The 24,514-nt window shown below is 37.0% G+C and carries 20 protein-coding genes; 19 read left to right on the forward strand and 1 reads right to left on the reverse strand.

The window, feature by feature from the left end; all coding sequences use genetic code 11:
- Window positions 1-30: 30 nt before the first annotated feature.
- The 14 genes from NG809_RS00100 to NG809_RS00165 all read left to right on the forward strand — a co-directional run bounded on the left by NG809_RS00100 (window position 31) and on the right by NG809_RS00165 (window position 19,014).
- A complete protein-coding gene (locus NG809_RS00100; RefSeq protein WP_262146983.1) occupies window positions 31-2,190 on the forward strand; it encodes a glycoside hydrolase family 97 protein in 2,160 nt (719 codons plus the stop codon).
- Window positions 2,191-2,479: 289 nt separating this feature from the next.
- Window positions 2,480-3,472, forward strand: coding sequence for a bile acid:sodium symporter family protein (locus NG809_RS00105; protein WP_262146985.1), 993 nt, complete (start codon window positions 2,480-2,482; stop codon window positions 3,470-3,472).
- 11 nt (window positions 3,473-3,483) lie between these two features.
- A complete protein-coding gene (locus NG809_RS00110) occupies window positions 3,484-4,533 on the forward strand; it encodes a succinylglutamate desuccinylase/aspartoacylase family protein (protein ID WP_262146986.1) in 1,050 nt (349 codons plus the stop codon).
- Between the two features lie 11 nt (window positions 4,534-4,544).
- A complete protein-coding gene (locus tag NG809_RS00115; RefSeq protein ID WP_262146987.1) occupies window positions 4,545-6,401 on the forward strand; it encodes a glycoside hydrolase family 13 protein in 1,857 nt (618 codons plus the stop codon).
- Between the two features lie 184 nt (window positions 6,402-6,585).
- Window positions 6,586-7,098, forward strand: a complete 513-nt coding sequence (locus NG809_RS00120) for a nuclear transport factor 2 family protein (protein WP_262146989.1) — start codon at window positions 6,586-6,588, stop codon at window positions 7,096-7,098.
- A 43-nt stretch (window positions 7,099-7,141) separates the two neighbouring features.
- Complete coding sequence (locus NG809_RS00125) at window positions 7,142-8,524, forward strand: MFS transporter (protein WP_262146991.1); 1,383 nt, start codon at window positions 7,142-7,144, stop codon at window positions 8,522-8,524.
- Window positions 8,525-8,943: 419 nt separating this feature from the next.
- Entirely contained in the window at window positions 8,944-9,672 is a 729-nt protein-coding gene (locus NG809_RS00130) for a pirin family protein (RefSeq protein ID WP_262146993.1), read from the forward strand.
- Window positions 9,673-9,871: 199 nt separating this feature from the next.
- Window positions 9,872-10,423: an NADPH-dependent FMN reductase gene (locus NG809_RS00135; RefSeq protein WP_262146995.1), complete on the forward strand. Its 552-nt coding sequence runs from the start codon at window positions 9,872-9,874 to the stop codon at window positions 10,421-10,423.
- Window positions 10,424-10,689: 266 nt separating this feature from the next.
- Window positions 10,690-11,682 carry a phosphoribosylformylglycinamidine cyclo-ligase gene (gene purM / locus NG809_RS00140; protein ID WP_262146997.1) on the forward strand — a complete coding sequence of 331 codons (993 nt, stop codon included), beginning with the start codon at window positions 10,690-10,692 and terminating at the stop codon, window positions 11,680-11,682.
- Window positions 11,683-11,832: 150 nt separating this feature from the next.
- Entirely contained in the window at window positions 11,833-12,399 is a 567-nt protein-coding gene (gene purN, locus NG809_RS00145) for a phosphoribosylglycinamide formyltransferase (protein WP_262146999.1), read from the forward strand.
- A 409-nt stretch (window positions 12,400-12,808) separates the two neighbouring features.
- Entirely contained in the window at window positions 12,809-14,323 is a 1,515-nt protein-coding gene (gene purH, locus NG809_RS00150) for a bifunctional phosphoribosylaminoimidazolecarboxamide formyltransferase/IMP cyclohydrolase (protein WP_262147001.1), read from the forward strand.
- Window positions 14,324-14,408: 85 nt separating this feature from the next.
- The gene (gene purD / locus NG809_RS00155) at window positions 14,409-15,647 is read left to right on the forward strand and encodes a phosphoribosylamine--glycine ligase (protein ID WP_262147003.1); all 1,239 of its coding nucleotides are present in this window, start codon (window positions 14,409-14,411) and stop codon (window positions 15,645-15,647) included.
- A 320-nt stretch (window positions 15,648-15,967) separates the two neighbouring features.
- Entirely contained in the window at window positions 15,968-17,497 is a 1,530-nt protein-coding gene (gene guaA, locus NG809_RS00160; protein ID WP_262147006.1) for a glutamine-hydrolyzing GMP synthase, read from the forward strand.
- A 644-nt stretch (window positions 17,498-18,141) separates the two neighbouring features.
- Entirely contained in the window at window positions 18,142-19,014 is an 873-nt protein-coding gene (locus NG809_RS00165) for an aldo/keto reductase (RefSeq protein ID WP_262147008.1), read from the forward strand.
- Window positions 19,015-19,080: 66 nt separating this feature from the next.
- On the opposite strand, the gene NG809_RS00170 is transcribed toward NG809_RS00165, so the two are convergent.
- The gene (locus NG809_RS00170) at window positions 19,081-20,244 is read right to left on the reverse strand and encodes a thioredoxin family protein (protein ID WP_262147011.1); all 1,164 of its coding nucleotides are present in this window, start codon (window positions 20,242-20,244) and stop codon (window positions 19,081-19,083) included.
- 104 nt (window positions 20,245-20,348) lie between these two features.
- On the opposite strand from NG809_RS00170, the gene NG809_RS00175 reads away from it, so the two are divergent.
- The 5 genes from NG809_RS00175 to rlmN all read left to right on the forward strand — a co-directional run bounded on the left by NG809_RS00175 (window position 20,349) and on the right by rlmN (window position 24,468).
- Entirely contained in the window at window positions 20,349-20,837 is a 489-nt protein-coding gene (locus NG809_RS00175; protein WP_262147013.1) for a DNA-deoxyinosine glycosylase, read from the forward strand.
- Entirely contained in the window at window positions 20,834-21,487 is a 654-nt protein-coding gene (locus NG809_RS00180) for a hypothetical protein (protein ID WP_262147015.1), read from the forward strand. Before NG809_RS00175 ends, NG809_RS00180 begins: the two co-directional genes overlap by 4 nt.
- A gap of 13 nt (window positions 21,488-21,500) precedes the next feature.
- Window positions 21,501-22,145 carry a hypothetical protein gene (locus tag NG809_RS00185; RefSeq protein ID WP_262147017.1) on the forward strand — a complete coding sequence of 215 codons (645 nt, stop codon included), beginning with the start codon at window positions 21,501-21,503 and terminating at the stop codon, window positions 22,143-22,145.
- 148 nt (window positions 22,146-22,293) lie between these two features.
- Window positions 22,294-23,343, forward strand: a complete 1,050-nt coding sequence (gene queA, locus NG809_RS00190) for a tRNA preQ1(34) S-adenosylmethionine ribosyltransferase-isomerase QueA (RefSeq protein ID WP_056030491.1) — start codon at window positions 22,294-22,296, stop codon at window positions 23,341-23,343.
- Window positions 23,344-23,433: 90 nt separating this feature from the next.
- Window positions 23,434-24,468, forward strand: a complete 1,035-nt coding sequence (rlmN, locus tag NG809_RS00195; protein WP_262147021.1) for a 23S rRNA (adenine(2503)-C(2))-methyltransferase RlmN — start codon at window positions 23,434-23,436, stop codon at window positions 24,466-24,468.
- The last annotated feature ends 46 nt before the right edge of the window (window positions 24,469-24,514 follow it).

Genomic DNA, 24,514 nt, shown 5'->3' on the forward strand with positions numbered 1-24,514 from the left:
TTTATTTTTAAAGTTTATAATAAATCTGACATGAAGAAAATGACAACAGGAGCGCTAATGCTCTCAATGATGTTTGGAATAGCCAATGCACAATCCTTAAAATCTCCCGACGGAAAATTTGAAATGAATTTTCAGCTCAAAAACGGAGTACCTTTTTACAATTTGAAATATGAAGGTAAAACGGTTCTGGAAGATTCAAAATTAGGATTGAGATTATTTAAAGATACCTCAATAAAATTCGCCTCAGAAATTGCAAAGCCGGAAGATGCTAAAAACGATTTGAACAACGGCTTTACAAAAACGGACGAAAAAAGAGACTCCAAAAACGAAACATGGCAACCGGTTTTAGGAGAGAAAAAAAATTATATCAACCACTACAACGAATTTGCGGTTACGCTAAACCAAACTTCAACAGACAGAAATATCATCATTAAATTCCGTCTTTTCAATGAAGGTTTGGGGTTCAGATATGAATTTCCACAACAGAAAAATCTGAACTATTTCGTGATTCGTGAGGAAGATTCAGAATTCGATTTCCCGTCAGATATGAAAGCATGGTGGATGGTCGCAGATTATGATTCTCAGGAATACCAGTATCAGGAAACCAAAATATCAGAAATTCCTGCGAGATGGCCAAAAGCTGCCGATGCCAACGCGTCACAGACTTTAATTAAAAATGCGGTACAGTCTCCATTAATGTTAAAAGTTGAGGGTAAAACTCCGTTGTACATCAACGTAGCTGAGGCTGCGGTTTTAGATTATCCTGCATCCCATTTGGAAGTTGATGCAGCCACTTTTAAATTAAAAACGCACCTTACCGCCGACAGACAGGGAGCAAAAGGATATATGCAGACCTCTGCAACAACGCCCTGGAGAACGGTTATCGTTTCGCCAAAAGCTGAAGTCGTGATGGCTTCCAAAATGCTGTTCAACCTGAACGAACCTACAAAATATACTGATACTTCCTATATTCACCCAACAAAATACATGGGCGTTTGGTGGGAAATGATCATTGGAAAATCACAGTGGGCATACGGTCAGCCGGAATCAAATGTTCATTTGGATAAAACAGATTTCACAAAGTTGACACCAAACGGAAAACACGGTGCCAACAACACAAAAGTAAAAGAATACATCGATTTCGCAGCTGAGAACGGTTTCGAAGGTCTTCTGATCGAAGGCTGGAATATTGGCTGGGAAGACTGGTTCGGCCGCTCAAAAGAATATGTATTTGATTTCCAGACTCCTTATCCGGATTTTGATATTAAAATGCTGAATGAATATGCTCACGCAAAAGGCATTAAACTGATCATGCATCACGAAACTTCAGGTTCGGCAACAAACTACGAAAGATTTGCAGACAAAGCCTTCCAGTTGATGAACAAATATGGGTATGATGCTGTGAAAACAGGTTATGTAGGCGATGTGATTCCACGTGGCGAGCACCATTATTCACAGTGGATGATCAACCACTATTACAGAATCGTGGAAAAAGCAAACGAGTACAAAGTGATGGTCAATTCTCACGAATCTGTACGTCCAACAGGGGAAAGCCGTACCTATCCAAACTACATTTCTGCGGAAGCAGCAAGAGGCGGTGAGTACGATGCATTTGGAGGTAACAATCCGGATCACCACACAATTCTTCCTTTTACAAGATGGATGGGCGGATCGATGGATTACACACCGGGAATTTTCCAGACCAAGCTCGATTATTATTTCCCTGGCGACAAACGTTTTGTGAAAACCACGTTGGCAAAACAGTTGGCTCTCTATGTTACGATGTACATGCCGCTTCAGATGGCTGCCGACCTTCCTGAAAACTACAAAAGACACATGGATGCTTTCCAGTTCATCAAAGACGTAGCTGCAGATTGGGACGACACCATTATTTTATCTGCCGAGCCGGGCGAATTTGTGCACACAGCAAGAAAAGCAAAAGGAACAGAAAACTGGTTCGTTGGGGGAATCACAGATGAAAAAGCTTTGGATTACACCGTAGATTTTTCTTTCCTAGACAAAGGCATAAAATATGAAGCAACCATTTATCAGGATGGCAAAGACGCCGATTACATCAACAATCCTCAGTCTTATCATATTTATAAAAAGACCATTACAAGCAAAACAAAACTGCCTGTGCATTTGGTAAGAAGCGGTGGTTACGCCATTTCTATCAAGCCGGTAAAATAAAATTCCCCTTCTCTGAAGGGGTGGATTTTGAGCGAAGCGAAAAAGACGGGATAGTTTTATGGATTATTTTTTTAGGAGCTTAATCCCGCTTTCCGCTATATCTTTTTTGTCATTGCGAACAAAGTAAATTTAACGGCTGAACTTTTTCGCAATCGCAATAACAAAAAAGGATGCCGCTGCAATCGGGGCTAGGGCAGACCGCATATTTAGAGACTTTGTTGAAGGTAGAAATTCTTCGGCAAAGTTTTTTTTTGTAAATTTAAGGTTTAAAATTATCTCAATGAAGTTGATGGCTACACTCTTCAGCAAACAGAATATTTTCCTTCTTCTGCTGATTACAATGGTCTTAATGGCGAAAATCATCCCTTTTCACGAATCTTACAATCAGTATTTCAATCTCTCAGCATTCATAGACTGGGGAATTGCAGGAATTTTCCTCCTCTACGGTTTAAAACTGAATTTAAAGGAAGTCGCAAAAGACATTACCAACTGGAAACTGCACCTGCTCATTCAGTCCGCTACATTTTTGATCTTTCCGTTTTTGGTTTTTATATTTTATCCGTTCATCAAAGATTCAGAATATTTCAATATCTGGCTTTCTATTTTCTTTCTGGCAAGTCTTCCGTCCACTGTTTCGTCATCGGTCGTAATGGTTTCAATAGCCAAAGGAAATGTAACTTCAGCAATTTTCAACGCATCTGTTTCCGGAATTATCGGAATTGTAATGACGCCTTTGCTGATGAGCTTTTTTATGCATTCAGATTCTTCTTCGGACAACAATGGTGAAATTTTTCAGCAGCTGTTATTAAAGGTTTTACTTCCAATCATTTTAGGAATTATCTTCAATCCATTATTGAAAAAATTCGTTACAAAATATTCAAATATCATCAATGAGTTTGACCGGTTGATCATTTTACTCATTGTCTACGAAAGTTTTTCTACAGCCTTCGTTGAGAATGTATTTTCGTCGGTTCCTTCAACGGTATTTTTAGTTTTAGCTTTTAGTGTCGTGTTTTTATTCTTCGCAGTCTATTACATCACCCAATTTTTAGCCAAAAAGATGAGGTTTAATCCTAAAGACATTATCACAGCGACGTTTTGTGGTTCCAAAAAATCACTGGTTCACGGCAGTTTGTTTTTACTTGTCCTCGGAATTCCCGATGAACAGAAGGTTTTATTCCTGCTTCCGGTGATGGTTTACCATAGCTTTCAGCTGTTTTATGTCAGCTGGCTCGCCAACAGGATTGCAAAACGCATGGAAATCTCAGAATCTAAAATTTAAGACTTTCTAAAATGATAAAATCAGTTTCAAAACTAACCGCAATATTGTTGATTGCTTCATTTTCTGTAATGAAAGCCCAAAGCATAAAAGAAATTGTAAACACGAAAGGCTCCTTCAGAAAAGACATGGTTTTTCCAATTAAAAATGAAATCAAAGAAACACATATTCCCGTTTCGATTATTAAAGGCAAAAACAAAGGTCCTGTTTTTACCATTGTTGCAGGAATTCACGGCTATGAGTATCCGCCTATCATCGCGGTTCAGGAAGTGTTAAATGAAATCAAGCCTGAAAATATCAATGGAACTTTAATCATCATTCCCATCGCCAGTGTTAAATCTTTTCAGAAGAGAACACCTTTTGTCAATCCACTCGATGGTAAAAATTTAAACAACGCTTTTCCGGGCTCCAAAAACGGAACTCCGACCGATAAAATTGCGGATTTCATTACGAAAGAGATCATTGCCAACTCAGATATTTTTCTCGATATTCATGGAGGAGATGCCAGCGAAGATTTGCTTCCTTTTGTCTGTTTTTACGAAAGAAACGATACCGCAGACCAAACGGCTTTAGCTTTAAATTTATCCAAAGCTTCCGGAATGAAAAATATTGTTTCGTATCCCTACACTTTGAAACCTTCTGACCCATCGAAATACGCTTTCAAAGAAGCAACACAGCAGGGAATTACAGCTTTAAGTATTGAAGCAGGTAAACTCGGAAATGTGCATAAAGAAAATGTAGATTTAATTAAAAAATCTGTTTACAGAATGCTCAGTTTTTCCGGAAATTTAACTGAAAAATCTTCGGATAAAATAGGTTCAGAAAAACAAAGATTTTTCAACAATCAGGACTACATCCGCGTTCCCGAAGACGGAATTTTTTACAGTATGTTAAAAAGTGGTGATGAGGTAAAGAAAAACCAAATTTTAGGCTATATTACAGACGAATTTGGAAACAGAAAAAAAGAAATTATTTCCGAAACAGATGGAGTTATTTTGTACAAAGTCGGTACGCCACCCGTAAACAAAGGTGAAACTCTTTTCTGCATCGGATATTTTAATTAGCTCATTTAAATATGAAAAAAATATATACAATCGCAGCATTATCTGCAGCTGCACTGGCGTTTTCGCAAAAACCTTTAGACAGAGTAGAGCCCGCATTTTGGTGGAAAGGAATGAAAAATCCTGAAGTTCAGCTCCTCATTTACGGAAAAGACATTGCCAAAAATGAAATTGAAATTTCAGACGGGATCAAAGCAAAAGATATTCAGAAAGTAGAAAATTCAAACTACGTTTTTGTGACTTTGAATACGAATGAAATCAATGTTTCAAAATTTAAAATCAACGTTAAAAACGGAAAGAAAAATGTAGGTTCTTACACGTACGAACTGAAAGAGAGAAATCCGAACTCGGCCAACAGAAATTCTTTTACTTCAAAGGATTTAATGTATCTCATCATGCCTGACCGTTTTGCCAACGGCGATGAAAAAAACGACTCACAACCCAACCTTACAGAAAAGGCCAACCGAAGTCTTCCCAACGGCCGTCACGGCGGAGATCTGCGGGGAATCATCAACAATCTCGACTATCTTCAAAACCTCGGAGCAACCGCCATCTGGCTGACTCCTGTAAATGAGGATAATGAAAAAGTTTACTCTTACCACGGTTACGCGCAGACCGATTTGTATAAAATTGATGGTAGATACGGAACCAACGAAGAATACAAAGAACTTTCCCAAAAACTCAATAAAAGAAATATGATGCTGGTGATGGATTACGTAACCAATCACTGGGGAATTTCGCACTGGCTCATCAAAGATCTGCCCACAAAAGACTGGATCCACTGGTTTGATGATGGTGATAAGGGTTTCAAGCGTTCGAATTACAAAATTACGTCTCAGTTTGATCCCAATGCTTCCGATGCGGACAAAAAAGTAGCACTGGACGGTTGGTTTGATACTTCCATGCCCGATATTAATCAGAGCAATCCTTTGGTTTTGAAATATTTAACCCAAAATGCGATCTGGTGGATCGAATACGCTGAACTGGGCGGTTTCCGTGTTGATACTTATCCTTACAATGACAAGGAAGCGATGGCGAAATGGGCAAAAGCCATTACCGACGAATATCCGAAATTTAATATCGTCGGAGAAACATGGTTGAGCACTGCAGGACATATTTCTGCGTGGCAGAAAGATTCCAAAACTGGAGAAGCCGCAAATTACAATTCAAATTTGCCATCCGTTATGGATTTCCCTTTGTACGACGAACTTCCGAAAGCCATTAAAGAAAAAGAAGGCTGGAATAACGGGATGAACAGACTCTACAACAGCTTTACCAATGATTTCCTCTATCCTGACATCAACAATCTTCTCGTCTTTTTCGAAAATCACGACACTGAGAGATGGAATGAAATGTTTAATAATGACCCAAAGGCTTATAAATTGGCGATGACGGTCATCTCAACCGTCCGTGGAATTCCTCAAATCTACTACGGAACTGAAATCGGAATGCGTGGCGACAAGAATAAAGGTGGCGATGCAGATATCCGAAGAGATTTTCCGGGCGGCTGGAAATCTGATCAGCAAAATGCTTTCAATGTAGCTTCGCAAACTGCTGAACAGAAGGAGTTTCATGACTTTACACAGAAATTATTGACGTGGCGAAAAGGAAAAGATGTGATCCATACCGGAAAAACTAAAAATTTCGTTCCTCAGAATGATGTTTTTGTGTATTTTAGATACAACGAAAAAGAAACAGTGATGGTTGTGGTGAATAACAATGATAAGGAAGCAGTTTTAGATTTAAAACGATTTTCAGAGGCAATAAAATCTTCCACAAAAGGAAAAGATATTATTTCTCAAAAAGATATTTCGCTTCAAAACAAACTTTCCATTCCTGCGAAAACATCGATGATTATTGAATTAAAGTAAAAACGAATTTCACAAATAGTTTCACGAATTACACAAATCATTGGTGTGTTCAATGAAAAATATTAATGAAATCTGTGTTTAAGATGAGAAGTATCAAATACCGATCACACAATTTTTCGCAATCCATTAATGCCATTAGTGAAAAGATTAGTATCATTTGTTTTTAAAAAAAAATAAATTTAAAATGAAGAAAACAACAATAATTTTAACAGTTTTCCTGTTTGTCCTGAGTTTCACAACCGTTTCGGCACAGGCAAAATTTGAAAAAGAACAAACCGAAATCGCCACAATGCTCGATGCATTCAATGTCGCTGCAGCAAAAGCAGATTACAAAACATACTTCGACTTCTATGCCGATGAATCTACCTTTATCGGAACCGATGCAACCGAGGTTTGGGAAAAAAAGCAATTTATGGTTTGGGCAAAACCGTACTTCGACAAAAAATCAACATGGAATTTTAAATCTTTAAAAAGAAACATCCATTTCACAAAAGATGGAAAAATGGCTTGGTTTGATGAATTACTGGATACCCAAATGAAAATCTGCCGCGGCTCCGGAGTTGTAGAAAAAATTGGAGGTCAATGGAAAGTGAAGCAATATGTTTTATCAGTCACAGTTCCAAATGAGGTTGTAGATAAAGTCGTTGAGATCAAAACTCCGATTGAAGATGCTATGATTCAAAAATTAAAAAACTAGAGTGTAAATCTTTTATCATTCATCAATTATCAATTATAACTTTATGACAAAAAAGATAAAACCGAATCTCTCAATGGCTCAAATCATCAACATGAGCATGGGATTTCTCGGAATACAGATGGCTTTCGGGCTTCAAAACGGGAATGCCAGCCGAATTCTCGGGAACTTTGGAGCAGACGTTCATCAGCTTTCTTGGTTCTGGCTGGTGGCACCGGTTACAGGTCTGATCGTGCAGCCGATTATCGGTCACATGGGCGACAATACATGGGGAATTTTAGGGCGACGAAAACCGTATTTTCTTATTGGTGCGATTTTGTGTGCAATTGGTTTGGTTTTACTTCCCAATGCAGCTTCTGCAACCCAAATGATGGCGGCCAATGTTTTACTTTTGGCAGTTATTTTTCTGGCCATGATGGATGCATCCATCAATGTTGCGATGGAACCGTTCCGTGCGTTGGTGGGAGATATGCTTCCGAAACATCAGGGAACTTTGGGATTTTCTGTACAGACTATTTTAATCGGAATTGGTGCGGTAATCGGTTCTTATCTGCCGGACTGGCTGAATAAATTAGGGATCTCAAATGTTGCTCCCGAAGGTTTTGTGGCCGATAATGTGATCTACGCATTTTATTTCGGTGCCGGAATACTTTTGCTTACAATAGTTTACACAATTGCTACTACTAAAGAATATTCGCCAAAAGAATTTGCTGAGTTTGAAGGGCAAAGTGAAGTGGTAGAACAATCTTCAAAAATGACTGATATTTTCAGTGATTTTGCAAAAATTCCAACGCTGATGAAAAAACTGGGAATTGTTCAGTTTTTCTCATGGTTTGCCCTTTTTACCATGTGGGTTTTTACTACGAGTGCTTTAGCAACACATCATTTCGGGCTTTCTCCGGATGATACGCATTCAAAAGCATTCAACAATGCAGGAGATTTAACTGGCAGTTTGTTTGGAATGTACAATCTTTGGGCAATTCCATTCGCATTCCTGTTAACACCGATTGCAAAATGGATCGGTAAAAAGCAAACTCATGCTTTGGCTCTTCTCTGCGGTGGATTGGGTTTGATTTCAATGTATTTCATCAAAGACACATCGCTTCTTTGGATTTCAATGATCGGGCTAGGTTTTGCGTGGGCAAGTATTTTAGCAATGCCTTATGCCATGTTGATCGACGCAATTCCACAAAGAAAAATGGGTGTTTTTATGGGTATTTTTAATTTCTTCATCGTTATTCCTCAAATCATCAACGGTATATTTGGCGGCCCAATCGTAAAAGGCGCATTCGGAAACTACGCAATGGGCTACGTCATGGTTGGTGGAATCTGTATGATTCTGGCAGCAGTTCTTACAATGATTTTCATTAAAACAGATGATTCAAATCCTCAGGAAATTGAAGAAGAAATTCAGCAGGCGCGTTTTTAAATTTGAGATTTGAGATTTGAGATTTGAAATTCGCAATTCAAGATTCAAAATTTAAGATTCAATATTCAAGGTTGAAAATTTTGTATTTAAGATTCAATATTGAAAATTAGAATTAAGAATTGATTTAATAAAAAGTTTCTATAAAAATATCACTAGGAGCGGACTTTAGTCCGCTTTTTTATTTCAAAGCTGTGGATGGGCTTTAGCCAAAACCTACTATTCACAAAAATACTCAAGGCTCAAAAAATTCACTTCAAAGAAAATTGATCATTCAAAATTCACATCCATCACTTCTTACCTTACATCAACATTCCGACAACAAATTGTAACGAATTTTGCTTCAATAAATTTAAATATCGTTCATCAATCATCAATTATCAATTATCAAACATCAATCATCAATAAATAAATCATCAATTATGAAAACAGTATATCACAAAGCAGATTCAAGAGGGCACGCCAATCACGGTTGGTTAAATTCCTACCACACCTTCAGTTTTGCAGGTTATCAAAACAGAGACAGACAAAATTTTGGAGTGTTGAGAGTTTTAAATGACGACACCGTTTCTCAGGGAATGGGTTTCGGAACGCATCCACACAAAAACATGGAAATTATTTCAATTCCATTGGAAGGAAACTTGGAGCACAAAGATTCTATGGGAACGACTGCGGTTATTAAAAAAGGAGAAATTCAGGTGATGAGCGCCGGAACCGGTGTAATGCACAGCGAATACAATCAGAATAAAGATGAAGCCGTAAAATTCTTACAAATCTGGGTTTTTCCGAGGGAAGAAAATGTAGAACCAAGATACGACCAGAAAAGCATCAAGGACGGCGAAAAAATTAATGGTTTCCAGCAGATTTTATCACCCAATAAAAATGACGATGGTGTTTGGATTCATCAGGATGCGTGGTTCAATTTGGCGAATTTCACGAAAGGAAATGGTAAAAACTACACCATCAACAAAAAAGGAAACGGGGTTTACGCATTTGTTTTAAAAGGAAGTGCTAAAGTTGGGGACAGAGTTTTAAATGAAAGAGACGGCTTAGGAATCTGGGATACTCAAAGTTTCAACATTGAAGCAGTAGAGGACACAGAAATCCTTTTAATGGAAGTTCCCATGGATTTACCGGAATATTTAAAATAAAGACTAATTTTGCACCATCAAAATTTAAAGGCTCTTGATAATAATTATTCTAATGTAATTTTCAAACCAGTCAAACCACGAAGTGGTTAAATTTGAATAGCCGTGGGTGCAACCCATGGAAAAAAATAGCCAAAAATCAACGAACCACGAAGTGGTTCAATAAATATCACACAAACCTTCAATAATATATATTAAATAAATGAAAATCCTAGCCATTGCAGGAAGCAATTCCGACACATCAATCAACAGACAACTCGTAACTTACGCTACAACTTTATTCGACAACGCAGAAATTGAAATCGTAGACATGAACGACTTCGAAATGCCCATCTATAAACACCAGCTCGAAACAGAAAGCGGAGTTCCTCAGGCAGCAGTTGATTTCGCTTCAAAAATTGACGGCGCAGATTTGCTTTTAGTTTCTTTATCAGAGCACAACGGAACGTATTCAACAGCATTCAAAAATGTGTTCGACTGGACGTCAAGAATCAAAGGCAGAAAAGTATGGAACGATATTCCGATGCTTTTAATGGCTACGGCAACCGGACCAAGAGGTGGTTTAGGCGTATTGGAAGCAGCTTCAAAGAGATTTCCATTACACGCAGGAAATGTGGTTGATACATTCACATTGCCGCACTTTAATGATAACTTTGATAAAGAAAATCAGAAAATATCTAACGAAGAGAAAGACAGTGAGTTAAAAGAAAAAATAGCAAAGATTTCTGCTGTTGAAATAATCTTGGAAAAATAGCATTTGAATATTAACATAAAATTAATATCTTTGCAAAAAGAAAAAGTAATGAAAATTCAGACCACTTTTAAAGAATGTTTCTCCAAAAAAGGGAATGTTGTGGACTCTGAAATTCTGAGATAATATAACGGCCGATAATCTACCAAGATTGTCGGCTTTTTTGTTTTCAAAATTGTACTTGATAAAATAGAAATAATACGTCCCATTTTAGCACAAAACGATTCATTTGTTAGATTGTTAAACTGATACACTGTTACATTAAAAATATGAGCAACACATACAAATCTGCAGGAGTAGACAAAGAAGAAGGTTACAAAACCGTTGATAAAATCAAAAAAGCGGTGGGCGAAACACACAATTCCAATGTATTGAATCATTTGGGAAGCTTCGGTGCTTTTTACGAAATCGGAGGTTATAAAAACCCTGTTTTGGTTTCAGGAACTGATGGAGTAGGAACGAAACTGAAAGTCGCTTTAGACTCAAAAAGATACGATTCTATCGGCGTAGACTGTTTCGCAATGTGTGCCAACGACATCCTTTGCCACGGTGCGAAGCCTTTGTTTTTCCTCGATTATTTAGCTTGCGGAAAACTGGATTCTGAAATCGCTGCAGAAATCGTTTTAGGGATGGTAAAAGCCTGTAAAGACAACAACTGCGCATTAATCGGTGGTGAAACTGCCGAAATGCCGGGAATGTATCAGCCTGGTGATTATGATGTTGCAGGATTCTGCGTAGGAATCGTTGAAAAAGACCAGATTATTGACGGTTCAAAAATCAAAACAGGAGATAAAATCATTGCTTTGCCAAGTTCAGGATTCCATTCAAATGGGTTCTCTTTGGTAAGAAAGATATTCCCGAATTTCGAAGAAGAATTTGAAGGAAAACCTTTGTTTGAAACACTTTTGGTCCCTACAAGATTGTATTATAAAGACATTCACAAAGTAATTGAAGAAATAGAAGTTGCCGGAATTGCCCACATCACAGGTGGCGGTTTGTACGAAAATATTCCAAGAATTATCGGTGACGGACTTTGTGCTTCCATCGATGCTTCAAAAATTCAGATTCCAAGTGTCATGCTGGAGCTTGAAAAAAGAGGAAACATCGCCCGTGAAGAAATGTTCGGAACCTTCAACATGGGTGTCGGGATGATCGTTGTCGTTGATCCTGATCACGCCGAAAAAGTGCTTCATCTTCTAGATGACGCTTACGAGATCGGAGAAATCACGGAAGGAGCAGAAAAGATTGATTTGAAATTTTAGGAGCTGTTTCCCGCTGTCCACTGTATCTTTTTTGTCATTGCGAACAAAGTAAAGCAATCTGTTGAACTTTTTCGCAATCGCAATAACAAAAAAGGATGCCGTTTCCATCGGGGCTAGGGAAGAACGTATTTTTAGCAATAATAGTTTTTAATGAAAAATATTGTCATTTTAGTTTCAGGTTCCGGAACCAATCTTCAGAGAATCATCGATACAATTGCAAACGGAGAAATCCAAAACGCAAAAGTATCGTTAGTTGTGGCCGACAGAGAATGTTACGGACTCGAAAGAGCAAAAAAACACAACATCGAAACCGTGTTGATTCCGAGAGGAAAAAATTTCAGCAGTGAATTGGGTAATGTTATTCCTGAAAATACAGATTTAATCGTATTGGCAGGATTTTTATCCATCCTAAAACCTGAGTTCGTGGAAAACTGGACAGGAAAAATCATCAACATTCATCCTGCCTTACTTCCAAAATACGGCGGAAAAGGAATGTGGGGACATCACGTTCACAATGCGGTAATTGAAGCTAAAGAAAAAGAAAGTGGAGCAACCGTCCATTTTGTAACGGCGGGAATCGACGAAGGAGAAGCAATCCTCCAGAAATCATTTGAAGTCACAGAAAACGACACTCCAGAAACGTTAGCAGAAAAAGTTCATAAAATTGAATATGAAATTTTCCCAATAGCAATTAATAAAGTATTAGGAAATAACTAATCGTCATTAAAAAGACACTTAAAAATTCCCCTCCCTTGGAGGGGTGGCAAAAATTCAAAGAATTTTTGACGGGGAGGATAAACAGGCATTAGATAAATAAGCTAAACAGAACTCAAAACAACACTTCGCTCCCTTTCCTTTGGAGAGGGTTGGGGAGAGGATTAAAAGACACACTTAGATCAATTAAAATTATTTCAAATTCAGTAAAATCTAAGTAAAAGTTAGGATCGGAGGTGAAAGAACCGATCCACAGTTTGAAATAACTGTAAAAAGTAAAAGTTGAAAAAGTCCCGAAGGGACGGCCTTGTAAAGGATAGGATGAAATCCTGTCTTTTACGAAGCAAAAAGAAGTAAAAATGAATGAAAATCGCAATCCTGCGGTTTTCATTTCAAAAAAAATGAAAAATCTATGAGCAAGAGAGTTTTGATCAGTGTTTCTGACAAAAATGGATTAACAGAATTCGCACAGTTTTTAGAATCTCAGAATTATGAATTAATCTCTACCGGAGGAACATTCAAACATTTGAAAGACGCTGGTTTAAATCCAATCCAAATCGACGAAGTAACCGATTTTCCTGAAATGCTGGACGGAAGAGTGAAAACTTTACACCCTAAAGTTCACGGCGGTCTGTTGGCTGTTCGTTCAAACGAAGAGCACATGAAAACCGTTCAGGAGCACAACATTGGTTTGATCGACATGGTGATTGTGAATCTGTATCCGTTTTTTGAAAATGTAAACAAAGACATTTCATTACACGAAAAAGTAGAATTCATCGACATCGGAGGACCTTCAATGCTTCGCTCAGCGGCCAAAAATTTCGATTCTGTAACCGTTATTACTGACGTTGAAGATTACGAAAAAGTAAAAGCTGAAATGGAACAAAACGGTGACACCGTTATCGAAACCCGTAAAAAATTAGCTGGGAAAGTTTTCAACCTTACTTCAGCTTACGATGCGGCCATCTCAAGAATGCTTTTGGATGAAGAATATCCAACTTATTTAAGTGCTTCATACAAAAAAGTGGCAGACTTAAGATACGGAGAAAACCCACATCAGACTGCAGCGTACTACGCTTCAACTTTCGAAAATGGAGCAATGAAAGATTTTGAACAGTTGGGAGGTAAAGAATTATCATTCAACAACCTTCGTGATATGGATCTTTGCTGGAAAGTGGTAACAGAATTTAAAGAAGAAATGGCTTGTTGTGCTGTAAAACATTCTACACCTTGTGGAGTGGCAATCGGAACTTCAGCTTTAGAAACTTATCAAAAAACTTTCGAGTGCGATCCAATTTCAATCTTCGGTGGAATCGTTGCTGCCAATTTCAAAATTGATGCTGCAACTGCTGAAGAATTAAACAAAACATTCCTCGAAATTGTAATGGCTCCTGATTTTGACGAAGATGCTCTGGAAATTTTAAGAAAAAAGAAAAATTTAAGAATTATAAAAATCGTTAATCCGGTTTCAGATAAACAGACGTGGGTAAAAGTTGACGGCGGAATCTTGGTTCAGGATAACGACAGTATTTTCTCAGACGACATTAAAGTGGTTACTGAAACTCAGCCTACGGAAGAGCAGAAAAAAGCTTTATTGTTTTCGCAGAGAGTGGTAAAATATGTAAAATCAAACGCAATCGTTGTTTCAAACGGAATCCAGGCTTTCGGAATTGGTGGTGGTCAGGTGAACAGAATCTGGGCAACTCAACAGGCAATTGAGAGAGCAAAAGAAAAATCTACAGGAGATTTGGTTTTAGCTTCTGATGCATTTTTCCCTTTCCGTGATGTGGTAGATTTCTGCGCTCAGGAAGGCATTACAGCGATTATTCAGCCTGGAGGAAGCGTAAAAGATCAGGAAAGTATCGACGCTGCAAACGAACATAAAATCCCGATGATGTTCACTGGTGTTAGACACTTTTTTCATTAAAATTGAATTAAAATAGTAATTTGAGATTGTATTTATAGCATTCAAAATTATATATTTGTAAAATAGACTAGATAATAAATAAAGTATGAGAATATTAATCATAGGTGAAGGAGGAAGAGAATCTGCTCTGGCAACAAAACTTCAGAAAGATTCAAGAGTGAGTCAGATGTTTTTTTCCAACGGAAACGCTACGACCGACAGAATTGGGAAAAATATCCATTTATCAGAAATCAAAGAACTTAGGGATTTTGCAATCAAGGAAAAAGTAGATCTTACCATCGTAGGTCCGGAAGCACCGTTGGTAGCTGGACTTAAGGATGAATTTAAAAAGCACGATCTTAAAGTTTTCGGCCCGACTCAAAAGGTGGCAAGTCTTGAAGGAAGTAAAGCTTTCTCCAAGAAATTTATGAAAACCTATGATATCAAAACTGCAAAAGCAGAAGTTTTTGATGCTTACAATGATGCAAAACAATATCTTCAGACTCAGGAATTCCCATTGGTAATCAAAGCCAGCGGATTGGCGGGTGGAAAAGGAGTTGTAATCTGCGAAAATCTGGAAGAAGCAGAAGCTACCATTCACGACTTTATGATTAGAAGAATCTTCGGTGATGCGGGAATCCGTGTGGTGATTGAAGAATATCTTGAAGGTTTTGAAGCTTCAATCATTGCATTCTCAAACGGGGAAAAATTGTTCCCTTGCGTTGCTGCAAAAGATTATAAAAAAGCCGGTAACGGCGACACAGGTCCAAACACAGGAGGTATGGGTGCTGTGGCTCCAAGCCCTGAATTCACGGCTGAGCATTTTGCAGATTTCGAAAAAAACATCCTTGAGCCTACTGTGAAAGGTCTCAAAGGAGAAGGTTTCAGCTTTAAGGGAATTATCTTCTTCGGACTGATGATCACCAAAAACGGAACTTACCTTTTAGAATACAACATGAGATTCGGAGATCCTGAAACTCAGGTTTTAATGGCTTTAATGGAAAACAATCTTCTTGATGTGATCAACGATTGTCTTGACGGAAAAGATATTCAGTTGAAGTTCAAGGACGAGAAAGCAGTTTGTCTTGTAATGTGTTCAGGAGGTTATCCGAGAAACATCGAGACAGGATTCGAGATTGTTGGTGAAGATAAAGTGAAACACAGCCAGTTGTTATACGCTGGTGCTGCAAGAAAAGGCGACAAGGTAGTTTCCAACGGTGGTAGAGTACTCAATATCGTTGCTACAGGTGCTACTTACGAAGAAGCCCGCAAGAAAGTGTATGAGGATGCAATCCCTGTACATTTTGATTACAGTTTCTACAGAGAAGACATCGGTAAATTTTAATATAATGCCCTGATTTTTCGGGGCTTTTTTTATTAGGAGCCGGGAACCTGCTGTCCACTGTATCTTTTTTGTCACGATCTCCGCTTCGCTGCGTTCGCAACAAAAAAGGATGCCGTTTCCATCAGGGCTAGGAAGAGCCAAGTAAAAAGGATCAAGGTAAAGAGCCAGGTAAAAAATAAAAAGAGACAAGTAAAAGATAAAAGTCAAAAGTATTTTAATTAATCTTAAATCTTGAATCTTAAATCTTGAATCTCGCATCCCGAACCCCGTATCCCGAACCCCGAATCTCAAATTTCAAACCTCAAATTTCAAACAAAATAATGACCAACGGTATCATCATATTAGATTTCGGATCTCAGTACAACCAGCTTATCGGAAGAAGAATCCGTGAGATGGGCGTGTATTCCGAAATTTTACCATTCAATACACCATTAGAAACAATTCTGGAAAAACAGCCAAAAGGTATCATCCTCTCAGGTGGACCAAGTTCTGTCAACGCAGAAAACGCGCATTTGGTGGAAAAAGAATTGTACGAGCAGGGAATTCCTGTCTTGGGAATCTGCTACGGAATGCAGTTGACTGCACACCTTTTGGGCGGAAAAGTACACAAAGGTGTAAAAGGCGAATACGGCAAAGCACATTTAGAAATAGTTAAAGAATCTTCTTTATTAAAAGGCGTAACCGATAACTCCATCGTATGGATGAGTCACTTCGACGAAGTTGGACAGTTGCCTCCAGGTTTCGATTTAAATGCAAAATCAGGTGTAATTGCTTCGATTGCCAATGAAGAGAAAAAAATCTACTGTGTACAGTTTCACCCTGAAGTTTCTCACACGGAAGAAGGAGGCAAAATGCTCGAAAATTTCGTGTTTGCAATCTGTAATTCAGAGAAAAACTGGAAACTGACCAATTACATCGAAAAAACAGTTGAAGAAATCAAGGAAAGAGTAGGAGACAACAAAGTGATTCTTGGACTTTCCGGCGGTGTAGATTCTTCTGTTGCTGCCGTGTTAATTCACAAGGCAATCGGTGATCAGCTGACTTGTATTTTTGTAGATACAGGTTTGTTAAGAAAAGATGAAGATGTAAAAGTAATGCAGAATTACGGTGAACATTTTCACATGAATATTAAACTGGTTGATGCCAAGGAAAGATTCCTTTCAAAATTAGCCGGAGTTGACGACCCTGAAACCAAAAGAAAAATCATCGGAAACGAATTTATCCACGTTTTCGACGAAGAGTCGCATAAAATTGAAGGTGCAAAATTCTTGGCACAGGGAACTATTTATCCTGACGTTATTGAAAGTCAGTCTGTAAACGGCCCTTCAGCAGTAATCAAATCCCACCACAACGTAGGCGGACTTCCTGAAGAAATGGAGTTTGAATTACTTGAGCCGCTGAGAGAACTCTTCAAAGACGAAGTAAGAAAAGTAGGAGAAGAATTGGGGATTCCTCATCATTTGGTACACAGACATCCTTTTCCTGGCCCAGGTTTGGGAATCAGAATTCTATGTGCTGTAGATGCTGAAAAAGTGAAAATCCTTCAGGAAGCTGATGATATTTTCATCGAAGAATTATATAAAAACGATTTGTACGAGAAAGTTTCTCAGGCATTCGTTGTTCTTCTTCCGGTGAAATCTGTCGGAGTAATGGGTGACGAGAGAACCTATGAATACACAGCAGTAGTCCGTTCTGCCAACACCATCGACTTTATGACCGCAACGTGGAGCAGACTTCCTTATGAGTTTTTAGATACTGTTTCCAGCAGAATCATCAACGAAGTAAGAGGAATCAACAGAGTAGCTTACGACATTTCAAGCAAACCGCCAGCAACAATTGAGTGGGAATAATCTTGAATGAAATTTAAATATAAACCAGCTTTTTTTGAGGCTGGTTTTTTTGTGCAAATCGACGAAAGTTTAAGGTGAAATTATCACTAGTCTAAGACAGAAATTCAAATCATTTAATTCCTAAAATTAGAGAAGGACAGGAATATATATTAAGACACAACAATCCGATTGAGCTCAACAAAGCAATAAAATATCCTGTAAAATAATTACAATCCCATTTTGTTCAGAATTTTTTCGAGTTACTTTAAAATTTATGGAAATACATTGCAATTAAGGATAAATTGAGAACAATCAAAAAACAAAATATAGCCTTGAAGATTTTGTTATCACCTTTTAAAACGTTGAAAAGTATAATGGAGCAAAATAAAACAAAGGTCACAGCATTTTTTGTGTCACGGATATCAAGTTTGTGATAAGAGAAAAGATTGATGTTATGAAGTAGATTGTTGGTTAATTCAGAAAAAAACAATCTTAAAATTATAATAAAAATTATTGTAAAAAGATGGATAAGTTTAATGTATTTCATTCCTGTTGTAGGATAATTGTATTCACAAAAATAGAGATTTCAACTTTACTTTTAAAAGAATTTTAACATCCAAAACAAAATTTTTCCCCGACCTTTGTTTCAATCAAAACAAAAAAATATGCACAAAAATTACGCAGGCCAGCCTGTAATTACCTTAAACAACGGCGTTGCCATTCCGGCTTTAGGCTTTGGCGTTTGGCAGATGGAAGATCTTCAGCAGTGTGAAGACGCTGTTATAAAAGCCATTGAAGTAGGATACAGAATGATTGATACAGCCTCAATTTATCAGAACGAAACATCGGTAGGAACAGCGATTCAGAAATGTGGTGTGAGCAGAGATGAACTTTTTATTACCTCAAAACTTTGGGTTCAATCTCATGGTTACGAAGAAACGAAAGCAGCATTCCAAAGAACTTTAGACAGATTGCAGCTCGACTATCTTGATATGTACCTAATTCACTGGCCTTTCGGAGATTTTTTAGGAGCGTGGAAAGCTTTCGAAGAACTCTACAGCGAAGGAAAAATAAAAGCCATCGGTGTTTGTAATTTCACTATTGAAAAATTGGAAGAACTAAAAGCCAATGCAAAGGTTTTGCCAGTCATTAATCAAATTGAGTTGCATCCTTTATTTCAGCAAAAAGAACTTCAGATGTACAACAGAGAAAACAATATCGTAACTCAGCCATGGAGCCCGCTTGGAAACGGAAATGCAGATCTTCTGGAAAATGAACAGCTGAGAGCGGTTGCGTCGAAGTATGATAAAACTGTTCCTCAGGTCATTTTGAGATGGCATCTTCAGGAAGGTTTCTGTGTGATTCCGAAATCTGTGACGCCTTCCAGAATTGATGAGAATTTTAATGTCTTTAATTTTGAACTTACAGAAGACGAGATGAATATTGTCAGAAGTTTAGATACAGGAAAAAGACTTTTCTTTGACCCGAAAGATCCTGAGTGGGAGCAAAAAATGCTTAATTCTAAAGCAGATATTTAATAATAAAAAAACAAAGTCCGGCCAAATTGGGCCGGACTTCTATTAACCAATAAAACCAAAATGGCTTTATAAACTTTTCAGTAATTTTTCTGTTTCAGCTACATCTTCACCTTCAGCTTTTCCTAAATCAACAGATTTTTGTGCCCAGATTTTGGCATTTTTCTTATCACCAACCTTATTGTAAAGGTTAGCCAAAGTATCTGTATTGGCATAGCTTTCTTCCTTTTTCACAGATTCCTGAGCCCATTTTACAGCTGTCTGAAGACCTGGTTTTGAATCTACATTTTCAAAAAAGTTCCATGCGATTTCGTTGAGCTCCATTGAAGACATTTTTTCGTAATCAGCATATAATTCAAGTGCGATTTTTTCGTAAGTTTTAAAATCTTTGGCTCTTGCAGCTCTGCCCATTCTGGATCTCTGCAAAATTTTCTCCGCTTCGTCTTTAGATAAAAACTTTTGTGCTTCAGTTAAAAAATACTGGTCATCCCATGATTTTTTCTCAGCATTATAAGATTTTTTCATGATTGCATTTACTCTTACATTTTTATCAAATGCATTGTAATTGGCTTCAGGAAAAACTTTGATAATGTCAGCTTTTCTTTCTTTGAACATCGTGTACATCGGGCTGTCAGGATTTTGTGCAGCCATCAAAAGCATCTGGACATCTTCTTGTGTAAGTGTTTTCACCTGTGGAAAGTATTTTTCCAAAACTTTCGTTGCAAACTGAGGATCATTATAAATTGTTAATCCTGCCAGATTCTTTAATAATTCAGGATTGGTATCTCCTTTTTCAAATTTTTGCTTTAGAGTGCTCAGTCTTTTGCTTGGATCATTCGCATCTTTTGCAATCACAATAAAGTCTTTTGCTTCCGGAGTATATCCTAAAGATCTGTGAACTTCTTCACCGTCACCGTTGATAAAAAGATAAGTAGGATAAGATTTTACGCCGTATTTTTTGGCAATTTCAAGACCTTCACCTTTTTCCATATCAATTTTTGCATTCACGAAATTGGCATTGAAATATGCGCCAACTTCCTGTTGAGGGAAAATGTTTTTGGCCATCAGTTTACATGGTCCGCACCACGTTGTGTAAGCATCTAGAAAGACAAGTTTGTTTTCTTTTTTCGCTTTTTCCAAAAGAGTTTTGAATGGTGTTTCTTCGAATTTAATTCCCTGTGCAAAAGCTACAGCGCTGAGAACAATAGAAGAAAGGATAGCAAGTTTTTTCATTTAAACTAAAAATTATTTAATACAAATTTAATTATATTTCTATTTGATTGTGAATAATCTTTTTTATTTAACATTTTTTAGGTTTTCAAGTATTATATTTGAATATGCAAAACAGAATCTCATCATTTCCGCCTATCATTGATAAAGAATCAAAAATTCTTATTTTAGGTTCTGTTCCGGGCGTGAAATCTCTTGAAAAGAAGGAATATTATGGTCATCCACAAAACAAATTCTGGAAAATTGTCTTTGAATTGTTTGATGAAAATTTCACTGAAAATTATTCGGAAAAAATAGAAATTCTTAAGAAAAACAAAATTGCCTTATGGGATGTAATCGATACCTGCGAGAGAAAAGGCAGCCTTGATGCTGAAATCAGAAACGAAGAAGCGAACGATATTGAAACTCTTTTAAAAACCTATTCCAATATCAAAACAATATTTTGCAATGGCGGAAAGTCTTTTAAGACCTTAAAGAAAATTTTAGATAAAAATTCAGAAATTCCTGTATATTTATTGCCATCAACCAGTCCGCTCCACACGATTTCTTTTGAACGGAAACTCGACGACTGGAAAATTATTAAAACATATTTATGAAAATATTTTTATCTGCTGTTTTTGGATTTATTTCTTTAAATCTACTCTCTCAAACATATAATTTTGATTATTATATAGGATACAGTACCGAGCTAAAACGAAATAAAGACATTTCATCAAATAAGTTTTACAGCCTTGTAAATTCTAAAAATCACAGTTACACTGCCAAAATTATTAAGGGAAAGAAAACTAAATCAGAAGTAATCATTGCAGATTATCCTAACGAAGTATTGTATTATTTTGATCTTAAAAGCGAAAATTTTCCTCTAAAAAATGATGATTTTATTTACGTAAAATCAAAGAAGCTGAAAAATGTAAAGAAACAATTTGAAGATGAGTTTAAAAACAGATTCATAACGACCGTTCCTATGAACAATGACGGGATTATTTTCAATTACGAAATTAAGGAATCTAAAAACAGTGATTCTAAGAATTACAGTACGAAAGCTGTAGTTTCATTTACTAAATATAAAGATGATCTCGCATTTGCTGGTTTGGAGATCCTACTTGATTTTTATGGTGTAAGCAGGAAAATTGTATTGCCGGAAAATATGATTTTAACTTCTGCAACCAGTGAATTTGATGGTGCTGAAAAAACATTGGAGTTGAAAGTGATTGAACCGGTAGAGATTACTTTTAGTGTAAAATAAAAATATAAAAATAATGAATTTTTTTTCCATCATATTATTTTTTTCCTTTTTTGCTTCTGCACAAACTTACCATTTTGATTATTCATTAGAGAGTAAAAGATTAGCTGATGGTAATTTTAAAGAATGGAATTGGGGCAAAATTTTTTTTGATACAAAAAATAATACAAACATGAGTTTTTTTGATGATGGCACTTTGAAAGCAATTTTATTTGATGTCCCGAGAAATATGACTCACGTTTTTAATGTAGAAGAAAGTAAAAATAATACAAAATTTAAATATTCTCACAGCAATAAATATTTGTCGGATAATTCTTCTGATGAGAGTCCTTATTCTATTGACATTGAAAAAATAGATGATGCCAATTTTAAGATTGATGTATATGTTTACACCAATAATAAAAAAACAAAGAAAAAGAAAAAAGTCTCAGCAATCGCTACTTTGGAAAAAGCAGATTTTGAGTATTTTGTAATTCATGCAGATTTTTTTCCATCAGATTATATTAAAAACCAAATTTTGGAAAAGATGCCAGAAGATTCAAAGTACTACATAAAAAAAGTAACCGTCGAGTATGTTGGTTCTAAAAAATTTACATTGATAAACGAAGTTCAGACTTCCGATATTACCCTTCCAGTTCCAATTCAAAAAGAAAAACAGTAATAATTTTTAATAGTGTTTAAAGCAGCAAAATAATGTTGCTTTTTTTATTTCCCTCAAAACACTTGACAAAGGGGTATCGAATGTTGTATATTTGCACCTCGCAAATTACTTACTGTAATTGATAATTTTTAAACCGTAATTTAAAAAAATGAAAACATCAGATTTTAATTTTGATCTTCCCGAAGAACTTTTAGCAGAACACCCGTCAGAGCACAGAGATGAAGCCAGATTAATGGTTTTGGACAGAAAAACTCAGACTATAGAGCATAAACTTTTCAAAGATGTTGTAGATTATTTCGACGAGAAAGATCTTTTCATCTTTAATAATACTAAAGTTTTCCCTGCACGTCTTTACGGAAATAAAGAAAAAACCGGAGCAAAAATCGAGGTTTTCCTATTAAGAGAGCTTGATAAGGAAACAAGAGTTTGGGACGTTTTGGTAGATCCGGCAAGAAAAATCAGAATCGGAAACAAATTATTCTTCACTGAAGACGAATCTTTGGTAGCTGAAGTTATCGACAATACAACATCAAGAGGGAGAACACTTAGATTTTTGTACGATGGTCCTTATGAAGAATTCAGAGCTAAATTAAAAGAATTGGGTGAAACTCCACTTCCAAAATACATCAAAAGAGACGTTGAGCCTGAAGATGCTGAAAGATACCAGACCATCTACGCAAAAGTAGAAGGAGCTGTAGCTGCACCTACTGCAGGTCTTCACTTCTCAAGACATTTGATGAAGAGACTTGAAATCAAAGGAATCGACTTTGCTGAAGTTACGCTTCATGTCGGTTTGGGAACTTTCAACCCGATCGAAGTTGAGGATTTATCTAAACATAAAATGGAATCTGAAGAGATTTTCATCGACGAAAAAAATGCTGCAATTATCAACAAGGCTGTTGAAGAAAACAGAAGAGTTTGTGCTGTAGGAACTACAACGATGAGAACTTTGGAAACTTCAGTGTCTTCAAACAAAAAAATCTCTGCATTCCATGGTTGGACAAATAAATTTATTTTCCCTCCACACGATTTCGGAGTTGCGAATTGCATGATTACCAATTTCCACACGCCAAAATCAACATTAATGATGATGATTGCCGCATTTGCAGGAAAAGATTTCGTGATGCACGCTTACGAAGAAGCAGTAAAAGAAAAATATAAATTCTACTCTTACGGAGACGCAATGTTGATTCTTTAAGAAAAGAAGCTGGAAGCTGGGTGCTGGAAGTTTAACAATTCAGCGCCCAGTTTTTCATCTGACACCCATCATCCGACACCCAACAATTCAATGAAAGACATCCGTACTTTATCTCTCGATCAACTCAAAGACTATTTCGGCACCATTGGCGAAAAGCCGTTTCGTGCCAAGCAGGTCTATGACTGGATCTGGAGTAAAAATCTTCATTCATTTGAAGAAATGACGAATCTTTCGAAGGATTTGAGAGAAAATCTGATCCGTGATTTTATTATGAATCCCGCGGCGGTAGATCAGTTCCAGAAATCTACAGACGGAACCATAAAAAACGGTGTTAAACTGCATGATGGACTGATGGTTGAATCAGTTTTGATTCCTACAGAAACCAGAACTACAGCTTGTGTATCTTCACAGGTAGGCTGTTCTCTTAATTGTGAATTTTGTGCAACTGCCAAGCTCAAAAGAATGAGAAATCTTGAAGTTGCAGAAATTGTTGACCAAGTTGCGTTGATCGACAGGCAGAGTAGGGAATACCACAACCGACCATTGACGAACATAGTGTTTATGGGAATGGGCGAGCCGATGATGAACTATAAAAATGTAGTTGAAGCCATCAAAAAAATTACTCAGCCGGAAGGTTTGGGAATGTCGCCTAGAAGAATTACTGTTTCTACATCGGGAATTCCGAAGATGATTAAAATGCTGGCAGATGACGAGTTGCGTGTAAAATTAGCTTTGTCTTTACACTCAGCTGTTGAATCTACCCGAAATGAAATAATGCCGTTTTCGGATAAATTTCCATTGACGGATATTATGGAAGCCTTGCAGTACTGGTACAAGAAAACAGGCTCAGTGATTACCTTTGAATATTGTGTCTGGAAAGGAATAAATGATAAGGATGAAGACATAAAAGCCTTAATTAAATATTGCCGTCAGGTTCCTTCAAAGGTTAATTTAATTCAGTACAATCCGATTGGTGAAGGTAAATTTGATCACAGAAGTATTGCCGCCGAAGAGAAATATGTTCGTGAACTCGAAAAAGCGGGTGTAACTGTGATGGTAAGAAAAAGCCGTGGTGGTGACATCGACGCGGCCTGCGGACAGTTGGCGAATAAAACTGCGGAATAATACTCTTTTTTCAATTTTCACAACCCGAAATTTATTTTAATGACTT

This window comes from Chryseobacterium foetidum (assembly GCF_025457425.1).
Taxonomy (GTDB): Bacteria; Bacteroidota; Bacteroidia; order Flavobacteriales; family Weeksellaceae; genus Chryseobacterium; species Chryseobacterium foetidum.

Excerpts from the sequence above, each read along its gene's own strand:
- NG809_RS00100 (WP_262146983.1), top strand. The coding sequence starts at position 31 with ATGAAGAAAATGACAACAGGAGCGCTAATGCTCTCAATGATGTTTGGA.
- NG809_RS00105 (WP_262146985.1), top strand. The coding sequence starts at position 2,480 with ATGGCTACACTCTTCAGCAAACAGAATATTTTCCTTCTTCTGCTGATT.
- NG809_RS00110 (WP_262146986.1), top strand. The coding sequence starts at position 3,484 with ATGATAAAATCAGTTTCAAAACTAACCGCAATATTGTTGATTGCTTCA.
- NG809_RS00115 (WP_262146987.1), top strand. The coding sequence starts at position 4,545 with ATGAAAAAAATATATACAATCGCAGCATTATCTGCAGCTGCACTGGCG.
- NG809_RS00120 (WP_262146989.1), top strand. The coding sequence starts at position 6,586 with ATGAAGAAAACAACAATAATTTTAACAGTTTTCCTGTTTGTCCTGAGT.
- NG809_RS00125 (WP_262146991.1), top strand. The coding sequence starts at position 7,142 with ATGACAAAAAAGATAAAACCGAATCTCTCAATGGCTCAAATCATCAAC.
- NG809_RS00130 (WP_262146993.1), top strand. The coding sequence starts at position 8,944 with ATGAAAACAGTATATCACAAAGCAGATTCAAGAGGGCACGCCAATCAC.
- NG809_RS00135 (WP_262146995.1), top strand. The coding sequence starts at position 9,872 with ATGAAAATCCTAGCCATTGCAGGAAGCAATTCCGACACATCAATCAAC.
- purM (WP_262146997.1), top strand. The coding sequence starts at position 10,690 with ATGAGCAACACATACAAATCTGCAGGAGTAGACAAAGAAGAAGGTTAC.
- purN (WP_262146999.1), top strand. The coding sequence starts at position 11,833 with ATGAAAAATATTGTCATTTTAGTTTCAGGTTCCGGAACCAATCTTCAG.
- purH (WP_262147001.1), top strand. The coding sequence starts at position 12,809 with ATGAGCAAGAGAGTTTTGATCAGTGTTTCTGACAAAAATGGATTAACA.
- purD (WP_262147003.1), top strand. The coding sequence starts at position 14,409 with ATGAGAATATTAATCATAGGTGAAGGAGGAAGAGAATCTGCTCTGGCA.
- guaA (WP_262147006.1), top strand. The coding sequence starts at position 15,968 with ATGACCAACGGTATCATCATATTAGATTTCGGATCTCAGTACAACCAG.
- NG809_RS00165 (WP_262147008.1), top strand. The coding sequence starts at position 18,142 with ATGCACAAAAATTACGCAGGCCAGCCTGTAATTACCTTAAACAACGGC.
- NG809_RS00170 (WP_262147011.1), bottom strand. The coding sequence starts at position 20,244 with ATGAAAAAACTTGCTATCCTTTCTTCTATTGTTCTCAGCGCTGTAGCT.
- NG809_RS00175 (WP_262147013.1), top strand. The coding sequence starts at position 20,349 with ATGCAAAACAGAATCTCATCATTTCCGCCTATCATTGATAAAGAATCA.
- NG809_RS00180 (WP_262147015.1), top strand. The coding sequence starts at position 20,834 with ATGAAAATATTTTTATCTGCTGTTTTTGGATTTATTTCTTTAAATCTA.
- NG809_RS00185 (WP_262147017.1), top strand. The coding sequence starts at position 21,501 with ATGAATTTTTTTTCCATCATATTATTTTTTTCCTTTTTTGCTTCTGCA.
- queA (WP_056030491.1), top strand. The coding sequence starts at position 22,294 with ATGAAAACATCAGATTTTAATTTTGATCTTCCCGAAGAACTTTTAGCA.
- rlmN (WP_262147021.1), top strand. The coding sequence starts at position 23,434 with ATGAAAGACATCCGTACTTTATCTCTCGATCAACTCAAAGACTATTTC.